Raw genomic sequence first — 17068 nt, forward strand, 5'->3', positions numbered from 1 at the left:
GGCCCTCACGGTCGGCGACGCTGAACTCGCGGCCCGGCTCCGGGGCGACCCGGACCAGGGCGTCCACGCCGTGCGCCAGCGCTGGATCCGGGCCGTCCGTGCCGGCGGCCCGGGAGATCACCGCGAGCGCCACCTCGGTCCGCCGGCACCGCTGTTCGTCCAGGCCGGTGGCCTCCGCGTGGGCGGCCAGCGCCCAGTAGAGGGCGTAGTAGCGGGCGTAGTGGCTCAGCGTCGAGACGCCGGGGACCAGGATGTCGACGCCCGCCATGACTGGCGCCTCCACGGCCAACGGGTATCGGCCGGCACGCGCCGTCAGCCCCGGCTCGCCCCAGGCCGGGCCCTCTAAACGGCTATCGAGGATGCGATCACGGTCAGTGTCCCCTCGCTGACATTTCGCCATTGTCGCCCGTCCGGACCGCGTATCACATCCGCCGAGCGGGCGACCACTATGGATGGGGACGGTGCGGCTGCCGGCGGCATCGCCGAGCTGCATGTCCGCGGATGGAGGGAGCCACCGCGAGCATTCGCCGGTCGTCCTGTTGAGGCCGACTGCGGGCAAGGCTTAACTTCGGAACCTACTTTTGAGGTACCAGCGAAGAAGATCCAGATCAGACGTTTTCGGCCGAAGTCAACGGGTTCCTGCTGAACGACCTCGGTGAGCTTCTCGAGGAAGTCGTCGCACCAGCCGCGGGGCAGATACAACTCCCGGTCATGAGCGGTTTCTGCCCCGGCCTTGACAACCGTGCCGTCGCTCCAGTTGATGTCCACGGTGTCGCTAGACTTGCGCGAGCTTGAGAGTCGTGCCGAGCGTAATCGGCGGTGGGGCAATGGTTCGTGTCTCGGACACATTATTTCCCCACGAAGCGTGATTTCTCTTCGCGTTTCGAGCGATCCCCGTCCCGTTGGGCGGGGATATTTGCTGTGCGGGTCAGGGCGTTCGTCGGGGCGGTGAGCGGGAGGACCGCCGTGTCGGTTTCGATGGTCCAGGCGTCGTGGTCACACACGATGATCATGTTGTTGAGCCGCAGGTAGCCTGCGACGCTGTCTGGATCCTGGTCGCGCATCGCCGGGTGGTGCCGACGCAGGCAGCTGTCGTGTCGAATCCTGTCCAGGAGATGGTCCTCTCGGATGTAGAGGGTCTTCTGTCGTCTCGATGACTGCGCCCGGGGGCGGCGGTGTCGGTGGAAGGCTTGCGCACGTACGAATTTGGCGGGCCACCTGCGGCGACCAGCTGAACTCAGGAAATCCATCGATGCGCATCTTGCTCGACATCGTATCGACGGTCTATGGTGGACAGGTGTGCAACTCGTGATCATCTCGGCCGCAGCTAAACGCATTGGGCAAGCGGCGATTCTGAGAGTTGCTTGAATATCACATGTCCACACGCTCATCTACGGGGGGATGGAGCTATGGTCAACTCTTCGCTGCAATGATTGCTGCCGGCGCGGCGCCCCTTTCCCTGGTGCGCTCGTAAACCGCTGTGTGCCAATGACCTCTGTACGACAGCGAGCCGGTAGTTCTTTCGGTCGACAGGCTGCCCACCATGTACTCCGGCCGTGCCGTGCTGCACGGAGCCCCGGAGTGCAGTGGCGCCGTAGCCAGGTCGCCTTACCTTTATTACCGGGTTTCCGGCTGCGTCGTGCACATCGATGACACGGAGGAGTAATGCCGACAGCAGCCCGCCGGAGTTCCGTTTCCAGGCAAGGTGCTACCCATGCTGTTAACCCCGATCTCGCCGTCATGCGCCGGACCTCTCTGCACATACGGGCGAACCTGCCGGTGGAGGAGTGGAAGCGCATCGGCCTGCGGATCGGGGCGATCTCAGAATCGTCAGTCTGGTGGCTCGGTGACTGGCTCGTCTACGGCCAACGCACCTATCCGGACCGCTATCAGCGCGCGATCAAGGAAACCGAGCTCGACTATCAAACCCTGCGCAACTACGCCTGGGTGGCGGGCCGATTCCAGGCCGGCCGGCGCCGGCACACCCTGTCGTTCCAGCACCACGCCGAGGTCGCCGCGCTGCCGCCGCCCGACCAGGACAAGTGGCTCGACAAGGCGGAGCGCCTCAAGTGGTCGAGAAACCAGCTGCGCAACAACCTGCGCGAGGCCCGGGCCAGCGAGGCCGGGACAAGCCGCGCCTCGGCGGTCCGGGTGTCGGTCAACATCCCGCAGGAACAGGCGCAGGCCTGGCAGGAGGCGGCGAAACGTGCCCAGCAGGAGCTGCCTCAGTGGATCGCCAGCGTGCTGACTGAGGAAGCCCAGCGGAACGCCGCAGTCGACTCGGCTCAGCGCGGCGTTGCGGCAGGTGAGGCGATCGAGGCACACGGGTGACGCCGCTGGCGCCGCCCCTTGGCGGCGACCAACTGCTGTGGTTTCTCGTGCAGATCGCGCTGCTGTTGGCGGTGGCGACGCTGCTCGGCCGGCTCGCCATGCGTTGCGGGATGCCCCCGATCGTCGGTGAGCTGTGCACGGGGGTGCTGCTCGGCCCGTCCCTGCTGGGCAGCGTGGCTCCGGGCGTCGCGGAGCGGCTGCTGCCGCGGGGTGCCGAGGCGGCACATCTCGTTGACGCGGTCAGTCAGATCGGCGTGCTACTGCTGGTCGGGCTCGCCGCGACACAGCTCGACTTCACCGTGCTCCGGCGCCGCCGGTCGGCTGCGGTGTGGGTCAGCGGGGCGGGTCTGGTGGTGCCGTTCGTGCTGGGCCTGGCGCTCGGTCACGCATTGCCGGGCGAACTGCTGCCCGCCGGGGTGGACCGCACCGTCTTCGCGCTCTTCCTGAGCGTGGCGATGTGTGTCAGTGCCATCCCGGTCATCGCCAAGACGCTGACCGACATGCGGTTGCTGCATCGCGATGTCGCCCAGCTGGCGCTGATGGCGGGAACGCTCGACGACGTGATGGCCTGGTTCATGCTCTCCGTCGTGGCGGCGATGGCCGCGTCCGCGCTGACAGCCGGGGCGGTGGCGACATCGGTCCTGGTGCTCGTCGCGTTCGTCGCTGTCGCTGTGGTGGTGGGCCTGCCGCTGCTGCGCCGACTGTTGGTGCGGATCCACGCGTCCGACGAGCCTCGGCTACGAATTCCGGCCATCGTCGTGGTAATCATCGTGGGTGCGACGGTCTCGCACGCGCTGGGGCTCGAGGCCGTGTTCGGAGCGTTCCTCGCCGGTGCGCTTGTGGGCCGGGCAGGTGGTTCCGGGGGGCTCGGTGCGCTGCGCACCGTCGTCCTCACGGTCCTCGCGCCGCTGTTCCTCGCGACAGCAGGGCTGCGGGTCGACTTCACGACCCTAGCCGGCGGAAAGATGATCGCCGTCGCGGCGGCAGCGCTCGTCGTCGCGATCGTAGGGAAGTTCGCGGGTGCCTATCTCGGCGCCCGGCTGAGCCGGCTCGGGCTGTGGGAGGGCACCGCACTCGGTGCCGCGATGAACGCCCGCGGGGTGGTGGAGATCGTGATCGCCACGGTCGGACTGCGGCTCGGTATTCTCGACATCCGCTTCTACACGATCATCGTGCTGGTCGCGGTGGTGACCTCGATCATGGCGCCGCCGCTGCTGCGGATCGCCATGCGCCGCATTGAGGAGACCCCTGAGGAGCAACGGCGGGCTGTACTACAGGACGCTTGACTCGGCCGAAAGGGCCACCGGAGATCCGGTGGCCCGTTCGGCATCCGACGGTCAACCCAGGTCGGGTGGGTAGGGAAAGGCGTCGAAGGCCACGTCCAGCTCGTCCGGGGTCAGCCGCGACCAGTGCCGCTCCAGCTTGCGGGCGACCTGCCGGTCCAGGGGAGCGTTAAGGGTCTCCGGTTGCGGCTTCGCGATGCTCTGGACCGCCCACGCCATGCCGGTGAGCTCGTCGATCCTGCCCCAACGTTCCGGGCTAATCTCAAGCATGATCATTGCGCGGTTGTAGGCGTGCCAGGTGTGCCAGTTCATCGGCGGCTCACCGTTGGGCCCGGTGTTCATCATGTGCACGTGATAGCCGTCCGCCATCCGAGGGTCGTAGAGAGTGCCCTCGCCGAGCAGCCTGAAAGCGCGGGCAAGGTCCCGGTCCGTGCGGCACCATCTGGTCAGGATCTCGAGCTGTGCCCTCGACAACACCTGATAGGCGGCCTTCGCCGGCGCGACCCGGGTGTAGAACTTGTCGGGGTAGGTGCCGGCCTGCCGGGTCAGCAGGAAGACGTTGTAGAGCCCTTCCGCCGAGCCACCGAACGCGTCGCCGACGGCTGCATAAGCATCCTGGATCTCCTGGCTCGGATCGTAATAGAAGACCATCTCGTACTCGTACCACAGCTCGTTCATGACCCGGTCTCCGTGCATTCCCGGCACCGGGGGCAGGGGTCGTGGCCGGGCGGTGGCCGAAGCGGGCCCGGCGTCGACGCCGACTAGCCCGGCCGCCGCCACGGTGCCGGCCGCCATCCTGAGTAGCTGCCGTCGGTCCACAAAGAACATCGTTGTCTCCGATCGTGAGAGATGGTTGTGATCAGCCGAACGCGAGACCGGGCCGGGCCCAGCTGTCGGAGTCCTCGAGGAGTTCGTTCAGCAGGCGGGGCTCGGTGTCGAAGGCCGCGAGCGCGTCGGCGTGCGGCAGTGCGTGACGTACCAGGGCCTCGGCGCCGGCCTTGCGGCGCCGCCAGTGCTCCAGCGGCTCGGCTGGCGGGACCAGCCGGGCGGGGACCTTCTGGCCCAGCAGGATGGTATCGATGCCGGCGATGCCGTAGAAGGTCGGTGCGGACCCGTTGGCGAAGCTGAGCGTCAGCTTGTCCCGGAACCGCAGCGGCGCACCGGCCGCGTATACGTCCAGCAGCGGTTGCAGGCCGGAGATGTCGGTCCGTTCCCGGACGTCCTTCCAGAACGGTGTATCCAGGCGGGTGTTGAAGCGGTAGTGCACTGCCAGGAACCAGCGGATCGCGTCCCATCGGTCGGCCATCGCCGTGTTGACCAGGGCCTGCGGCTGCGGATCAGCCCAGGAGGCTGGCAGCGTGGAGACCAGCGCCATGATCGCCCAAGTGATCATCAGCAGGCCGCTGGACTCGAGGGGCTCGACGAAGGCGTAGGAGTTGCCGACACCCATCACGTTGCCGCGCCAGATCTGCTCGTGCCGTCCGGTCCGGAAGCGCACCTGCCGGGGCTCGCTCACCCCGGGGAACCGTCGGGCCAGCTCGTCGGCGGCCGTCTCGTCGGACAGTGCGGCTGAGGAGTACACGTACCCGAGGTGATTGCTCTCCCTGGTCGGGATGCTCCAGCACCACCCGGCATCCATGGTCTTCGCCGTGGTGAACGGGTTGAGATGCCCGCCGTGGTCGACGTTGCCGGTGACCGCCGAGTCGGTGAAGAGGCTGTCGGCAAAGCTGCGATACGGCGTGCCGAGCCCCTTACCGAGCAGAACCGACGGAAAGCCGGTGCAGTCCACGTACATGTCGAAGTTGAGCGTCCGCCCGTCGGCCATCCGCAGGTGATCCACCCAGTCGTCGGCGGAGCGGACCACCTCGGCGATCCGGGAGTCGATGTGCCGGACCCCGTTGGCCAGGGCCAGCTCGGTGAGGTAGGCCACGAAGCGCGCGTTGTCCAGGTGGTATGCGAAGGGCAGATACTTCATCAAGGAGAGGTACTCGCCGTCGCCGAGATCGAAGACCGGGGTTCGGCCCGCCTTCATCAGCAGCGCCTGCACCGACGAGGCATTGATGTCGCCCTGCGCCGCTAGCGAGCCGCGGATGCCGATCGAGTTGGTGTCCCAGTCGAAGGGCGCCTGAAAGCCGTCCGGATCCGGACCCCACTCGAAGCGGATTCCCTGCTTCCAGGTGGGCCGCACCTTCTGGTAGAGCTCGTGCGGGTCGATGCCGAGATAGTGGTGCAGGAAGGACACCATCGCCGGGGTGGTGGACTCGCCGACGCCGATGATCGGTATCGACGTCGACTCCACCAGGGTCACCTCGAGCCAGGGTCGCTTCGCGCGCAGCGCCAGGGCGGTGAGATAACCTGCGGTGCCACCGCCGATGATGCCGATGTGGCGAACTGCCTGCGGGTCGTCGGCACGAGGGCGGGGCATCGTGTCGGCCGTGCGCTCGCTGCCGGCGGACAACCGCCGCACGTTGAGGCCGCGTGAGTCGCTGAGCCAGCCACGCACTCGGGTCGCCCCGTCGGCGTCCATCATGGAGATGAGTAGGTCGAGCTGACCATCGGTCATGTCGCCGGATCCTTTCTCGGTGCCGGGGTCGGCGTGGAGTGCTCGGCTGCGACGGCAGCCAGGAGGCTGGCGAGCAGACGGCCGCGCAGCCGCTTCGCGACGACAAGCGCGGACAACAGGTGCAGACCGGAGTTGAAGCCGGCCTCCTCGGCCAGGTTGCCAAGCTCGGTATCGACCGGTTGCCCGCCCCACCAGGCGTGTTCGCCGACCAACTTGGTGATCTCGTCATCGGTCAACGGGGCCAGGTCGTCCGCGTCGGGCTCCGCGTTGTGACCGGCCGCAGCGCGTGACCATCGCTCGTATTCGTCGTTCCAGCGCAGGTGGTCCAAGGTGAGCCGGGTTGTGCGTTCAACGTGCCGGGAGTAGACCAGCCAGCGCCGCAGCGCCCGCCGCCCGGCCGCGTCGCGGGCCAGTAGTCGGAACTCCTCGGCGCTCTGATGGTTGCGGCTCAGCCAGGCGGCAAAGTCGGCGTCCCCGGTTTGGTGGTGCCGAATCCGCCACCGGGTGATCTCGAGATCGACCTCGGCGGGGGTCGGCTCAATGTGCAGGAGTTGGTCGAGGGTCGCGGCCAGTGCCCGGTCGAGGACCGCTTCGTTCAAGGCCGCGGCATTCGGATGGTGCACCTGCACGAACTCCGCGATCGTGTCGAGGGCGATGCCATGCCCGGACACGGGAACCCGGCGCTCGCGGTCGTAGAGGGCATCAAGGCTGCTGCTGCGGGCCAGTTCGAACGTGGGTAGCCGCGGTGGAGGAGGCGCGGCGGCGAAGCTGCACAGCAGGCTCAGCAGCAGACGGGCATCGTCGGCTTTGACATCCACGGCGGAGTCTCGCCAGAAGTCGGCCAGGCCTGCCAGCTGATCCTGCGGTACGTCCTCGCCCTGCAACCGGCGTAGCACAGCGGGTCGGGAACGGTGTGGGTACGGCAGATCCTTCGCGTGTTTCTCGGCGAGGTCGCGTACCGGAGCTGAAATGACGCCCGCCAGCTCCGCCGCCGCAAGTGTCGCGCGGACATTGACCATTGGTTCGGAGAGGTGAACGTAGTCGCCGTCGTCCTGGTGGTAGACCAAGGCCACCTCGTCATCGTCGATGAGCTCGCCCGAGGCGAACTGGTCGAAGACTTGACCGACGCCGGCCATGCCGAACTGCTCGAGTTCGGCGGCCCGCAGCGCACCCATGCTGGAGGACCCGAAGACGTGCACGCCCCGGTCGAGTACCAGCAGGATCTCCTTGTGCCAGACCGAACGCGACTGGTGGAACTCACCGTCGATGAGCCCGATCGCGGCGGGCGGCTCCGCCAGCCAGGACGCCATGTCACCCTGCCGGGCCGGCGGCAGGAAGGTGGCGGCCGGCAGGATCCGGCGGGCTTCGTTCAACGGCAGGCTGGGGCCGAGGAAGACGACGACTGTCATGCCGCGCCGCCCGCTGTCCGTGCGAACGCCACGGCGCGGTGGCCCGGCGCGAAATTCTCGAAGCGGTAGCCCTCCAGGCCCGGCACCACGACCTTGACGACGTTCACCGGGCACCACGGGACGCTCAGGTCGACGACGACCACCCTCCGCAGGCCGGCGTCGCCCAGCAGGGCGATCAGCCGACGCACGTCTTCCTCGAATGTGTGTGCGGCCCGCGACTGCGGTGCTGCGGCGGCCGGGCGTTGCGCGGCGGCCCGCAGGAAACCGGCCTGCTTGGCACCGGCCCGCCGAGTCAGCTCGCGGTGCCGGTAGAGATCGTCTCGGGAGCCCGCGATGGTGACGGTATGCGCCTGCACGGCCTCGGTGATCGCGCGGATCACGGCAACCTCGGGGTCGAGATGGGCGCCGTAGCCGGTGAAGCGCCCGGCGGTCTGCTCCTCGTCGTCGACGACGGTCGCCCGGAACACCGGCACGCGGGTGTCGACGGTGCAGTCGGTGACCACGATGTCCATGCCGGTCTTCTTGATCCGCTCTAGCAGCTCCTGGACCGTGCGGTGGGCCAGCACGTCCGGGTGGGCCGGCGGCGGGGGCACGCCCCGCTCCCAGCGCTCGGCATGACATGTGGTGGCGTCGCGTTCGATGACTTCCAGCAGGCCGGAATGGATGGCTTCGCTCAGGGTGTTGCCGGAGGCCAGCCCATTCGAGGTGATCTGGAACGAGAAGAGGTCGAAGATCCGGCTCTGCCGGTTACCCATGTGAATCATCGACAGCGGCAGGGCCACCTTCTCGCCAGCGACGATATCCCAGCCGCACACCCACTGGTAGGGCCAGTCGTGGGGAAACGGCGCCGAGCGGGCGAGCGGCAGGTCGGCCGGCTCGGGCACCGGCATCTCGCCGCGGATCTCCTCGTACGTGCGGCGCACGGTCGCCGGCTGCCACAGCACCTCGGCGTGGTGCAGCTCGAGGGCCTCCATCGCCCCTGATACCAGTGCCGCGGGCAGGGTGAGCCCTTTGCCGGAGCCGAGGCTGAGCACCCGTCCGTTGGGCCTGATCGAGAGGGTCACCGGGATGCCGATCCGGTCCAGCCCCGTGATGTTCGCCAGCCGTGTCACTCCCATACGGGGCAGCACCGGCCTGATCCGCTCCAGCGTCACGTCCACCGGCACACTACGCTGCCCGCCGGGCCCGTGACCTTGGGGAGTTTGTCCCGCGTCGAGCAGCTCGGAGAGTGTGGTCACGCTCCGGCCTCCTCGGGCGTGCCGGGATCCGCGCCGCCACGCGCGACGATCAGCCCACGTAGCTCGGCCTCCGGCACTCCGGCCAGGCCCAGCTCGGCGATCAGTGGGCCCCGCCGCTCGGGGTCGGCCAGTTCGCGGGCCAGGCCGGGATCGATCAGCAGGCGGGCGAGCGCCGCGCGAACCACGGCGGGCAGTCCGGCCACGGGATCGGTCATCGCGAGGCCCGGGTCACGGGCCCGCCCAGGAGCCGATCCTCCCAGGCAGCCGGCTGTCCGGTGCTCTCCTGCAACAGGGCCAGCGCCACCCCGAGGTCTCCGTCCAGGAAGGAGGGACGGCGGGTCACACCTTCGGCGGTGAGATAGTGCAGCGGCCCCTGGGCGCGCTCGTAGCGGACGTAGTCGACCCAGTAGGCGCTCAGGCGGTCGGCGCCCGGCAGGTCCCACTGCTGGGCGGCTCGGCGCCCGTACCAGCAGAGGCCTGCGGCGCCGTGGCACAGTCCGGAGTCAACGACCTTGGCGCGGTTGCTCGGCCGGGCGATGACTACGGCGGCCGCCTCGCGGGCCATCGCGTCCGCCTCACCGGAGCCGGTCGCCGTCGCCGCGGCCGCCAGCGCCAAAGAGACGCCGGGATCGCCGTAACACCAGGCGGACCGCGACGGTTCGTAGCGGCTCTCGACGGTGTGCGGGAACAGCGCGTCGCCGAGCTCGCTGCGCTGTCGCATCAGCCAGCTCAACGCGGGCCGCAGCAACCGGGCCGCCTCACCGGCGCTATCCAGCCCGCTGACCGTCACCCGGCTGAGATAGGCGACCAGGCCGGCGTTGCCGTGCGCCATGCCGAGATCGCGCTGGCCGATCGAGTGCGGCTTCATAATCTCACGGAAATCTGTGGCCGCGACCCGGATGAAGATCCCATCGTCGTCGTGCTCGACCCGCCGCTCGATCGCCCGCACCGTCTCGGCCGTCATCTTCTCCGCGACGTCGGCGTTCGGGTGGCCCAGCGCGTAGACGCCCAGGCCGAGTAGGCCGCTGGGCAGGTCGACGGCCTCCCTGGCTGGGAAGTCAACGATCCAGCCGAGGATCATGTCATCGAGCCCGTCGAGGCCCCGGATCGGCAGCCCTGTGCTGTGGGATACCTGCACCGCTGTCCACGCCGCGTGGGCGGCACCACCATAGAGCCACGGCGGCAGGTCACGGTAGTGCCGAAGCAGGTCGATGGCCTCGAAGAAGGTGTCCCGGGCAGCGAACCCGTCGCCGGTCGCGCGCTCGAACTCCAGCCCGGCGAAGGACAGGTCCAGCATGTCTGCGAAATTGGGCCCGTCCTGGATCATCGAGCGCGCGTCGTCATAGATGAGGCGGGCCAGGTCGAAGGTCTCGGACGTGCGATGATTTTCGGGCACGATAATCCTCCCAGCCGTCGGTCGGGCAGGCTCGGTAAAGGGAAACGTCGGCATTGAGACGACGTAGCAAATCGCCACGGGAACGCTTGATGAAATGTGCTACGTACGCCATGAATTGTCAAGTAAATGCGCGACCCCACTCACTGTCGGTTAGACGCAGTGCCTGCTCAAGGCTGTCCTCGTAGCCGGGTTCGTCTCGCCGGCGGGACGGCGAGTTGCCCGGCCCGGTTGCCTCGGAATCCTCGTCGAAACCGTTGTTGCACGTACATGAACGCTTTTCGGTGGCCGGGTATTGCCTTTGGCCTGAGTCGTTTCGTATGGTTCCGCTGTCGCTTCCTAAAGGGCGGCGGCATCGACATTGGGAGGAGGTGAAAGAATGGCTAAAAATGTTGTTGAGGCAATCGACCTTGCGGTCGACGTGGAGGTTTTCTCCGCTCCGAACAGCACCAAGCAGGCTCCGCTGACGATCCAGTCGCCGGAGGCCGGTGGCTGGACCACCACGACCACGTGCTGGAGCTGCACCGCGACCTGCGGTTCAGTGTGTGACGCCTCGACGTGTTCCTGCTGATCGAATACCCGCGTACGGGCCGCTGAGACGGTCTCGTAAGGGATTCGGCTGGGCGGGCGGCGCATCACACGATGCGCCGCCCGCCCATCATGGATTTGCCGGCAGCGGCATCGCAACCATCAGTGCACGTTGGGAAGGACACGCATGGCACTTCGTGACCCGGGTTCGCGGCGCTCGATGCCGGCGAACATTGCCGGCGCATTGCAGCTCAGCTGGCTGGCCAGCCGGTCGCTGTTCAGCTTCGTCCTCATTGTCCTGCCGGTGCTGGAGGGTCTGCTCGGGGTCGGACTGCTGCTGATCTTCCGGGGCGGGGCCGGCGTTTTCCTGACCAGCACCAGCATGGCCCGGCCGTCATTGGGGCCGCTGCTGCCCTGGCTGGTTGGCGCAGTGTTGGTCACTGTGCTGGTGCAGTTCCTCAACAACCTGAGATACACCTTGGAAGAGCTGCTGCTGGAGCGGGTCCGGCAGTTCAGCGCCGTTCGCATGCATCAGGCCATCGGCTCGCTCGAACTGGCCGACTTCGATGACCCGATCGTGCACGACCGGATCAGCCGCGCCGAGACGACAGCCGACTACAAGCCGCGCCAAGTCGTACGCGGGGTGACCGGCCTGGTCGCCTCCATCTTCCAGATCCTCGCCGTCGCCGCGCTGCTGGTGGTGCTGGAGCCGCTGCTACTACCGATTATGCTGATCGCGGCCGCGCCCATCATGTTGATCTCGTCTGCGCTGGCCGGCGACAGATTCAGTTACTTCCAGAACATCACCCCGTTGGAGCGGCGCCGCCGGTATCTGGGCCAGCTCATCATCGGCCGTCAGCCCGCCGCTGAGGGCCGATCGTTCCGGCTGACCGGCCACTTCGCGGAGCAATACCGGCAGTTGTCGGTCGAGCGCTATGCCGAGCTTCGGCAGATGATGGCCCGGCAGTGGCGCAAGCACGCGCTCAGTCAGATCACCGTCGGACTCGTGCTGTCCGTCGCGATCGCGACTCTCGCCTGGTTTTACACCACCCGTTCGATGGACACGGCCACCCTGCTGACCACGATCTTCGCCTTGAGCCGGCTGGCTGCCGCCGTCGGCGGGTTGGGCGGCCCGATCGCCGAACTGTCCGAGGCTGGTCTCTTCCTCGGCGATCAGCAGGCCTTCTACGACCAGGTCGAGCAGGCGAAGACCAGCCGGAACAGCGAGCAGCGCCCGGAGCCCCTGCGCCGGCTTGAGGTCCGTGACGTGACGTTCGCCTATCCCGGTGGCGACCGGACCGCCCTGGACGGCGTCTCCCTCACGATCCGTGCGGGAGAGCTCATCGCTTTCGTCGGGCCGAACGGTTCCGGCAAGACGACCCTGGCCAAGATCCTGGCCTTCCTGTACGAGCCGGCGGACGGCACGGTGCGCTGGAACGACGTCGACACCGGCGACCTGGACCGTGAGGGTCTGCGCGACCGGGTCACCGCTGTGTTCCAGGACCACATGACGTATCACTTCTCGATCGCCGACAATGTCGGGCTCGGCGACATCGGACGCGACCGCGACAACGGCCGGCTGCGCGAATCGCTGGCCGCCGCCGGAGCAGACGACCTCGTCGGCAGTCTTCGACAAGGCATTGACACCGCGCTCGGGCCCGAGTTCGGCGACGGCACGTCACTGTCCGGCGGCGAGCTTCAGCGCCTGGCCATCGCCCGCGCCGTCTACCGCGACCGCGAACTGGTGATCATGGACGAGCCGACCTCCGCGCTCGACGCGCACGCCGACCACGCGTTGCTGAGAGGTCTCCGCGAGGTGCTGCGTGGCAAGACCAGCATCCTGGTGTCGCACCGCTTCTCGAACGTCCGCGACGCCGACCAGATCTTCGTTTTCGACGCCGGCCGGATCGTCGAACGCGGCACGCACGACAGCCTGATGGCGGCGGGCGGTCTCTACGCGGAGATGTACACGCTGCAGGCCAGCGCCTACCAGGTGACGCCGACGGCGGGAACGGTGTCGTGACATGACAAAAGCCCCGTTGGGAGTCCTGGAATATCTGGACCTGTCCTGCGGCACGGCCGTGGCGGACAAGCACCGCACCGCCTTCGCCGGGGCAATGGCGGCCGAAGCGATCGGATACCGGCGGATCTGGGTGCCGGAGCACCACGGCCCCGGCTCGGCCAGCACCAATCCCCTGCCGATCGTCGCGGTGCTGGGCAGCCACACCACCCGGGCTCGGGTCGGCACCGCGGTCAGCCTGCTGCGGCTCCGGGACCCGTCGTTGACAGCCGAGGACTTTGTGACCGCCGCCGCGTTCTGCGGCCCCCGGCTCGACGTCGGCATCGGGCGCGGGGCGAGCGCGGAGTTCCTCAGTCGGCTAGCCAAGGACGACCAGCAGCTTGACCGCGCGGTCGAGGACCTGCTCAGCACGCTAGCGACGGGCAGCGAGGTCACCGGGCCGCTGACCGAGCCGTACGAACTGTGGATGCATGGCGCGGGCGGAGGTTCGGCCGGTACGGCTGCCGACGCCGGGGCCAACTACTGCCACGGCCTGTTCCTCAACCCCGATCTCGATACCTGCATGCGCGCGCTGGAGAAGTACCGGGCCAGAGGTTCCTCCGGAAGCACGGCGGTCGCCGTCGCGGTGGCCGCGAATGCTGATCCCCGGCGAGCCCTCGTCGACGCGGACCGGCAGCCGTATGCGGTGACCACCGGCACGGCGGCGGACTGCGCCGAGACCATCGCCAACGTTCTGCGGCTGACCGGCGCGGACGAAGTGATCCTGATCGAGACGTCGAGCCGGCGGGACGACCACCTGCGGGCGCTTCGTGAGATCTACGACCTGGTTTCCGCCAGGCCCGAAACCACGGAACGGAGCCCGCGACGATGACCACCGATTTCGCCATGGCGCGGATCCCCCTGCTCAGCGTCGAGGAGGCCGCTGACCTGCTCGCCCGTGACGACACTGGCGGTGACCTGGTCCGGTCCGTCGTCGACCTGGCGTGGAGTTCGCCGGAGGGCATACCGGGCGAGCAACCGCCCCGGCCGCACGAGACCACGATGCGCTACATCGCCAGGATGGGCGGCCGCGCCACCCCGTTCGGGCTGCTCGCCGGCACGCGGCACGTCAAGGTCGGCGCGGACCGGCGCATAGAGCTCGGCCCGCGGGAGCGGCACCGGGCGGGGATCCGGGTGGATTTCGAGCTGCTCGAACGCTTGGTCGCCGAGGCGATCGCCGTGGCGGACCCCGACCGTCGGCCGTTACGCCGCAACCGCACCCTGCGGCGGCAGGCCGGTGGCTTGCGCTACATGAAGGCAGGGGACGCGACCGCCGACATGATGAGCGTGCGGGGCACCGCGGCCATCGACACCGTGCTCGACATCGTCGGCGAGAAGACTCTGCTGGCCGGCGAACTGCTGGATGCACTCGAGGGTCGCTTCCCCGGGACGTCGCGCGCCGCGCTGCGATCCTTCGTCGATCGTGCGGTGCAGAGCGAACTGCTCACCACTGCCATCGATCTTGTGCGCCCGGGTGACGAACCATTCGACCTCGCCCTGTCGACCCTGGATCGGATCGGTGACCAGCTCCGCGCCGGTGCCCTGGCAGGGCTCGGTGCTGAGGTGCGCACCCTGCGCCGGATCGAGCCCGCACTCGGAGGCCGTCTGGAGGCCGCCTTCCGGCGCTTCGTCGAGGAGGTCCCGTCGCTGGCGGACGTGCCACCGAACCGGCGTTTCCATCTCGACCTGGAGATGGACCTCGCGGCCGCGACGCTCGATCGGCGCACGGTGCAGGACCTGACCGACGTGGTCCGGCGGGTCGAGAAGCTATTCGGCAGGCAGGTGCTGCTGACCGAGTTCCGCAAGGCGTTCCGGCGCCGCTACGAGGACGCCGAGGTGCCACTGCTCGAAGCGCTGGACCTCGAGAACGGCGTGCTGCAGCCCGGCGACCGCAACGTCTCGCCGCTGGCGCAGCAGGCCGAAGTGACGATGCAGCATTCCCGTCCTCTGGTCGAGGTGCCCCGGGAACTGCTCCGGTTGTTCGGCGAGTGGGCCCAGCACGGCGGCGAGATCGACATCTCCCAGCTGCCGGGTGTGCCTCGGACGACCAGCCGCGGGCTGCTCGCGTCCTTGCTCGACAACCACGAGGGCCGCTTCGACAGCATGCTCACGGCCGGCTACCAGCGGACGTCGCTGGCGCTGATCGCCCGGTTCGTGGTCGGGCGCGAGGAGACGACCGAGGCGGTGCGCGCCTGGTCCGAGGCGACTGCCGAGGATGCCGACGATCCAGATGCGCCACTGCATGCCGAGCTGGTCTACTCGCCGGGCGGTCGGGTGAGCAACGCCCTGGTGCGGCCGCGGGTCTTCCGGCACGACGTCGCCCTCGGCGGCGGCGGCGACGGATCACTTTCGCTGGACCGGCTGCGGCTTCGCCTGGATGGCGAAACGCTGCGGCTGCGCGACAGCGTCACCGGGCGGGACGTCATCCTTGAGATGAACGCCGCCCACAACGTGACCGCGCCGGGCCTCGATCCGATCTACAGTTTCCTCGGCATGATGGTGTCACCGGGCGCCGTGGGCTGGTCCTGGGGCGCGCTGAGCCCTCAGCCGCACCTACCCCGGGTCGTCTGCGGCCGGGTGATCGTCGCACCGGAGATCTGGGCGCTGACCGGTGCGGCCGTCAAGGAGGTGCTGGTCTCGGACGACCCGTCCGCGGAGCTGCGCCGCCGGTTGCCCGGTCTGGGGAAGCGGCGCTTCGTCGGTGTCGGGGAGGACGACCGCCTGCTGCCCGTCGACGTCGACTCGGCCCGATCGATCGCGCTGGCGCTGACCCGGCCGGCAAAGAACGAACGCGTGGAGCTGACCGAGCTGCCGCACATCGAGAGCCCGACGGCCGTCGGACCGACCGGGCGGCACGTGTGCGAGGTGACCATCCCGCTGCGCCGGGAGGAGAAGCTGCCGCGACGCCGGCTGCCGGTGGCACCTTTCGACCCGCGGGCCGGGCTCGCCTGGGTGTACTTCAAGCTCTACTGCGGATCGTCGGCTGCCGACGCGGTGCTCGCCCGGATCGCCAGGCACGTCGAGCGGCTCGGCGAGGCCGGCCTGATCGACGACTGGTTCTTCCTGCGCTACCTCGACGAAGGCTTTCACCTGCGGGTCCGGATGCGCCCGGCCGGGCCGGAGCACCGGCCGGGCGTGTTGACCGCGATGGACGCCTTCGCCACCGCGCTGCGCGCCGAAGGACTGATCACCCGAGCCGTGATGGACGAGTACATCCCCGAGGTGGCCCGCTACGGCGGACACTCCTCGCTGCGCAAGGCCGAGGCGCTGTTCACCGCCGACAGCGCAGCGGTGGCCCGGCTGGTGGCTTCGGGTACGCCCGAACAGCTCCGCCTCTACCAGAGCGTCGCCGACATCCTCGCCTGGACCGGCAGGCTTACCAGCACCCTCGATCAGCAGCACGACTTCCTGTGCCGCTGCCGCGACGGTCTCGGCCTGGAATACGGCGGCACCCGCAACGTGCGCGGCAGATTCTTCCGGAGACATCGGGCCGACCTGGATGCCTACCTCGCCTCGGCCACCGTAGACGGGGTGACGTTACTGCGGCTGACCGACCTGATCGCCACCAGTGGCGGGTCGCTGCCGATGCCCATTGCCGCCTCCGTGCTGCACATGCACTGCAACCGCTTGTTCATGGTGGATGGCCGGCGCCTCGAATTCCTCGCCTACGACCTCGCCGACCGCAAGGTGCTGGAACGCCGGGCCCGATCCGTTGACACGGCGGGAGCGCAGCAGTGACCACGACCCCGGTGACTGCGACGGGCAGCGCCCAGACCTACCGCAACTTCATGCGCGGCTTCCCGACCGGGGTCGCCGTCGTGACCGCGCTGGACGGCCGAAGACAGCCGGTCGGCTTCACGTGTTCGTCGCTGAGCGGGCTGTCGCTCGAGCCGCCGATGCTCCTCGTCTGCATCAGCAATGTGAGCACCACTCTCGCGCAGATCCGCGTGGGTGGAATCTTTGCCGTAAATCTGCTGAGTCAACGGGGCCGGTCCGCCGCTGATCAGTTCTCCGCACCCGGCCATGATCGATTTGCCGGCACCGCCTGGCGCCCGACCGCCACATTGGCGCTGCCGTGGCTGGTGGAGGCCGCGCACGCGGTTAGTGAATGCCGCGTCGTTCGGATGGTCGAAGCGGGCGATCACACCATTGTGGTCGGCTCCGTCGAGGCGGTCACGACCGTTGATGACGACCCGACACCGCTTTTGCACTGTTTCGGACGGTATAAGGTGTGGCCTAAATCGGCGTAGCCTTGGAGGAAGAT

At 68.4% G+C, this 17068-nt stretch carries 14 protein-coding genes; 6 read left to right on the forward strand and 8 right to left on the reverse strand.

The window, feature by feature from the left end:
• Together ACLQ23_RS29140 and ACLQ23_RS29145 are read right to left on the reverse strand one after the other, a co-directional pair.
• A partial coding sequence (locus ACLQ23_RS29140; RefSeq protein WP_425881382.1) for a hypothetical protein occupies positions 1-283 on the reverse strand: 283 nt, incomplete at its 3' end.
• A gap of 565 nt (positions 284-848) precedes the next feature.
• Positions 849-1064, reverse strand: coding sequence for a hypothetical protein (locus ACLQ23_RS29145; protein ID WP_167944454.1), 216 nt, complete (start codon positions 1062-1064; stop codon positions 849-851).
• 601 nt (positions 1065-1665) lie between these two features.
• Here ACLQ23_RS29145 and ACLQ23_RS29150 point away from each other — a divergent pair.
• Both ACLQ23_RS29150 and ACLQ23_RS29155 read left to right on the forward strand, forming a co-directional pair.
• A complete protein-coding gene (locus ACLQ23_RS29150) occupies positions 1666-2331 on the forward strand; it encodes an LmbU family transcriptional regulator (RefSeq protein WP_245241320.1) in 666 nt (221 codons plus the stop codon).
• Positions 2328-3617 (forward strand): cation:proton antiporter, encoded by a 1290-nt coding sequence (locus ACLQ23_RS29155; RefSeq protein ID WP_167944453.1) that lies wholly within the window; start codon positions 2328-2330, stop codon positions 3615-3617. Before ACLQ23_RS29150 ends, ACLQ23_RS29155 begins: the two co-directional genes overlap by 4 nt.
• Before the next feature lie 51 nt (positions 3618-3668).
• Here the strand turns inward: ACLQ23_RS29155 and ACLQ23_RS29160 are convergent, their stop codons facing one another.
• The 6 genes from ACLQ23_RS29160 to ACLQ23_RS29185 form a co-directional block, all read right to left on the reverse strand.
• Positions 3669-4292, reverse strand: a complete 624-nt coding sequence (locus ACLQ23_RS29160) for a hypothetical protein (protein ID WP_167944452.1) — start codon at positions 4290-4292, stop codon at positions 3669-3671.
• 181 nt (positions 4293-4473) lie between these two features.
• Positions 4474-6177 (reverse strand): tryptophan halogenase family protein, encoded by a 1704-nt coding sequence (locus tag ACLQ23_RS29165; RefSeq protein ID WP_167944451.1) that lies wholly within the window; start codon positions 6175-6177, stop codon positions 4474-4476.
• Positions 6174-7586 (reverse strand): TfuA-like protein, encoded by a 1413-nt coding sequence (locus tag ACLQ23_RS29170; protein WP_355597380.1) that lies wholly within the window; start codon positions 7584-7586, stop codon positions 6174-6176. The genes ACLQ23_RS29165 and ACLQ23_RS29170 overlap by 4 nt, the downstream gene beginning before the upstream one ends.
• Complete coding sequence (locus ACLQ23_RS29175) at positions 7583-8824, reverse strand: YcaO-like family protein (protein ID WP_167944447.1); 1242 nt, start codon at positions 8822-8824, stop codon at positions 7583-7585. The genes ACLQ23_RS29170 and ACLQ23_RS29175 overlap by 4 nt, the downstream gene beginning before the upstream one ends.
• Positions 8821-9039, reverse strand: a complete 219-nt coding sequence (locus ACLQ23_RS29180; protein WP_167944446.1) for a hypothetical protein — start codon at positions 9037-9039, stop codon at positions 8821-8823. The genes ACLQ23_RS29175 and ACLQ23_RS29180 overlap by 4 nt, the downstream gene beginning before the upstream one ends.
• Positions 9036-10220: a lanthionine synthetase LanC family protein gene (locus ACLQ23_RS29185; protein WP_355597384.1), complete on the reverse strand. Its 1185-nt coding sequence runs from the start codon at positions 10218-10220 to the stop codon at positions 9036-9038. The genes ACLQ23_RS29180 and ACLQ23_RS29185 overlap by 4 nt, the downstream gene beginning before the upstream one ends.
• 712 nt (positions 10221-10932) lie before the next feature.
• On the opposite strand from ACLQ23_RS29185, the gene ACLQ23_RS29190 reads away from it, so the two are divergent.
• From ACLQ23_RS29190 to ACLQ23_RS29205, 4 genes are read left to right on the forward strand one after another with little or no spacing between them, the layout of a single operon-like run.
• Positions 10933-12768 carry an ABC transporter ATP-binding protein gene (locus tag ACLQ23_RS29190; protein ID WP_167944444.1) on the forward strand — a complete coding sequence of 612 codons (1836 nt, stop codon included), beginning with the start codon at positions 10933-10935 and terminating at the stop codon, positions 12766-12768.
• A gap of 1 nt (position 12769) precedes the next feature.
• Positions 12770-13636 (forward strand): LLM class flavin-dependent oxidoreductase, encoded by an 867-nt coding sequence (locus tag ACLQ23_RS29195; RefSeq protein ID WP_167944442.1) that lies wholly within the window; start codon positions 12770-12772, stop codon positions 13634-13636.
• A complete protein-coding gene (locus tag ACLQ23_RS29200) occupies positions 13633-16542 on the forward strand; it encodes a lantibiotic dehydratase (protein WP_355597387.1) in 2910 nt (969 codons plus the stop codon). Before ACLQ23_RS29195 ends, ACLQ23_RS29200 begins: the two co-directional genes overlap by 4 nt.
• The gene (locus ACLQ23_RS29205) at positions 16539-17054 is read left to right on the forward strand and encodes a flavin reductase family protein (protein ID WP_053657746.1); all 516 of its coding nucleotides are present in this window, start codon (positions 16539-16541) and stop codon (positions 17052-17054) included. Before ACLQ23_RS29200 ends, ACLQ23_RS29205 begins: the two co-directional genes overlap by 4 nt.
• Positions 17055-17068: the final 14 nt, after the last annotated feature.

The sequence above is a fragment of the Micromonospora sp. DT41 genome (assembly GCF_049841715.1).
In the GTDB taxonomy this organism is placed as follows: Bacteria; Actinomycetota; Actinomycetes; order Mycobacteriales; family Micromonosporaceae; genus Micromonospora; species Micromonospora profundi.

Excerpts from the sequence above, each read along its gene's own strand:
- ACLQ23_RS29200 (WP_355597387.1), top strand. The coding sequence starts at position 13,633 with ATGACCACCGATTTCGCCATGGCGCGGATCCCCCTGCTCAGCGTCGAG.
- ACLQ23_RS29150 (WP_245241320.1), top strand. The coding sequence starts at position 1,666 with ATGCCGACAGCAGCCCGCCGGAGTTCCGTTTCCAGGCAAGGTGCTACC.
- ACLQ23_RS29195 (WP_167944442.1), top strand. The coding sequence starts at position 12,770 with ATGACAAAAGCCCCGTTGGGAGTCCTGGAATATCTGGACCTGTCCTGC.
- ACLQ23_RS29165 (WP_167944451.1), bottom strand. The coding sequence starts at position 6,177 with ATGACCGATGGTCAGCTCGACCTACTCATCTCCATGATGGACGCCGAC.
- ACLQ23_RS29160 (WP_167944452.1), bottom strand. The coding sequence starts at position 4,292 with ATGAACGAGCTGTGGTACGAGTACGAGATGGTCTTCTATTACGATCCG.
- ACLQ23_RS29190 (WP_167944444.1), top strand. The coding sequence starts at position 10,933 with ATGGCACTTCGTGACCCGGGTTCGCGGCGCTCGATGCCGGCGAACATT.
- ACLQ23_RS29145 (WP_167944454.1), bottom strand. The coding sequence starts at position 1,064 with ATGCGCGACCAGGATCCAGACAGCGTCGCAGGCTACCTGCGGCTCAAC.
- ACLQ23_RS29180 (WP_167944446.1), bottom strand. The coding sequence starts at position 9,039 with ATGACCGATCCCGTGGCCGGACTGCCCGCCGTGGTTCGCGCGGCGCTC.
- ACLQ23_RS29170 (WP_355597380.1), bottom strand. The coding sequence starts at position 7,586 with ATGACAGTCGTCGTCTTCCTCGGCCCCAGCCTGCCGTTGAACGAAGCC.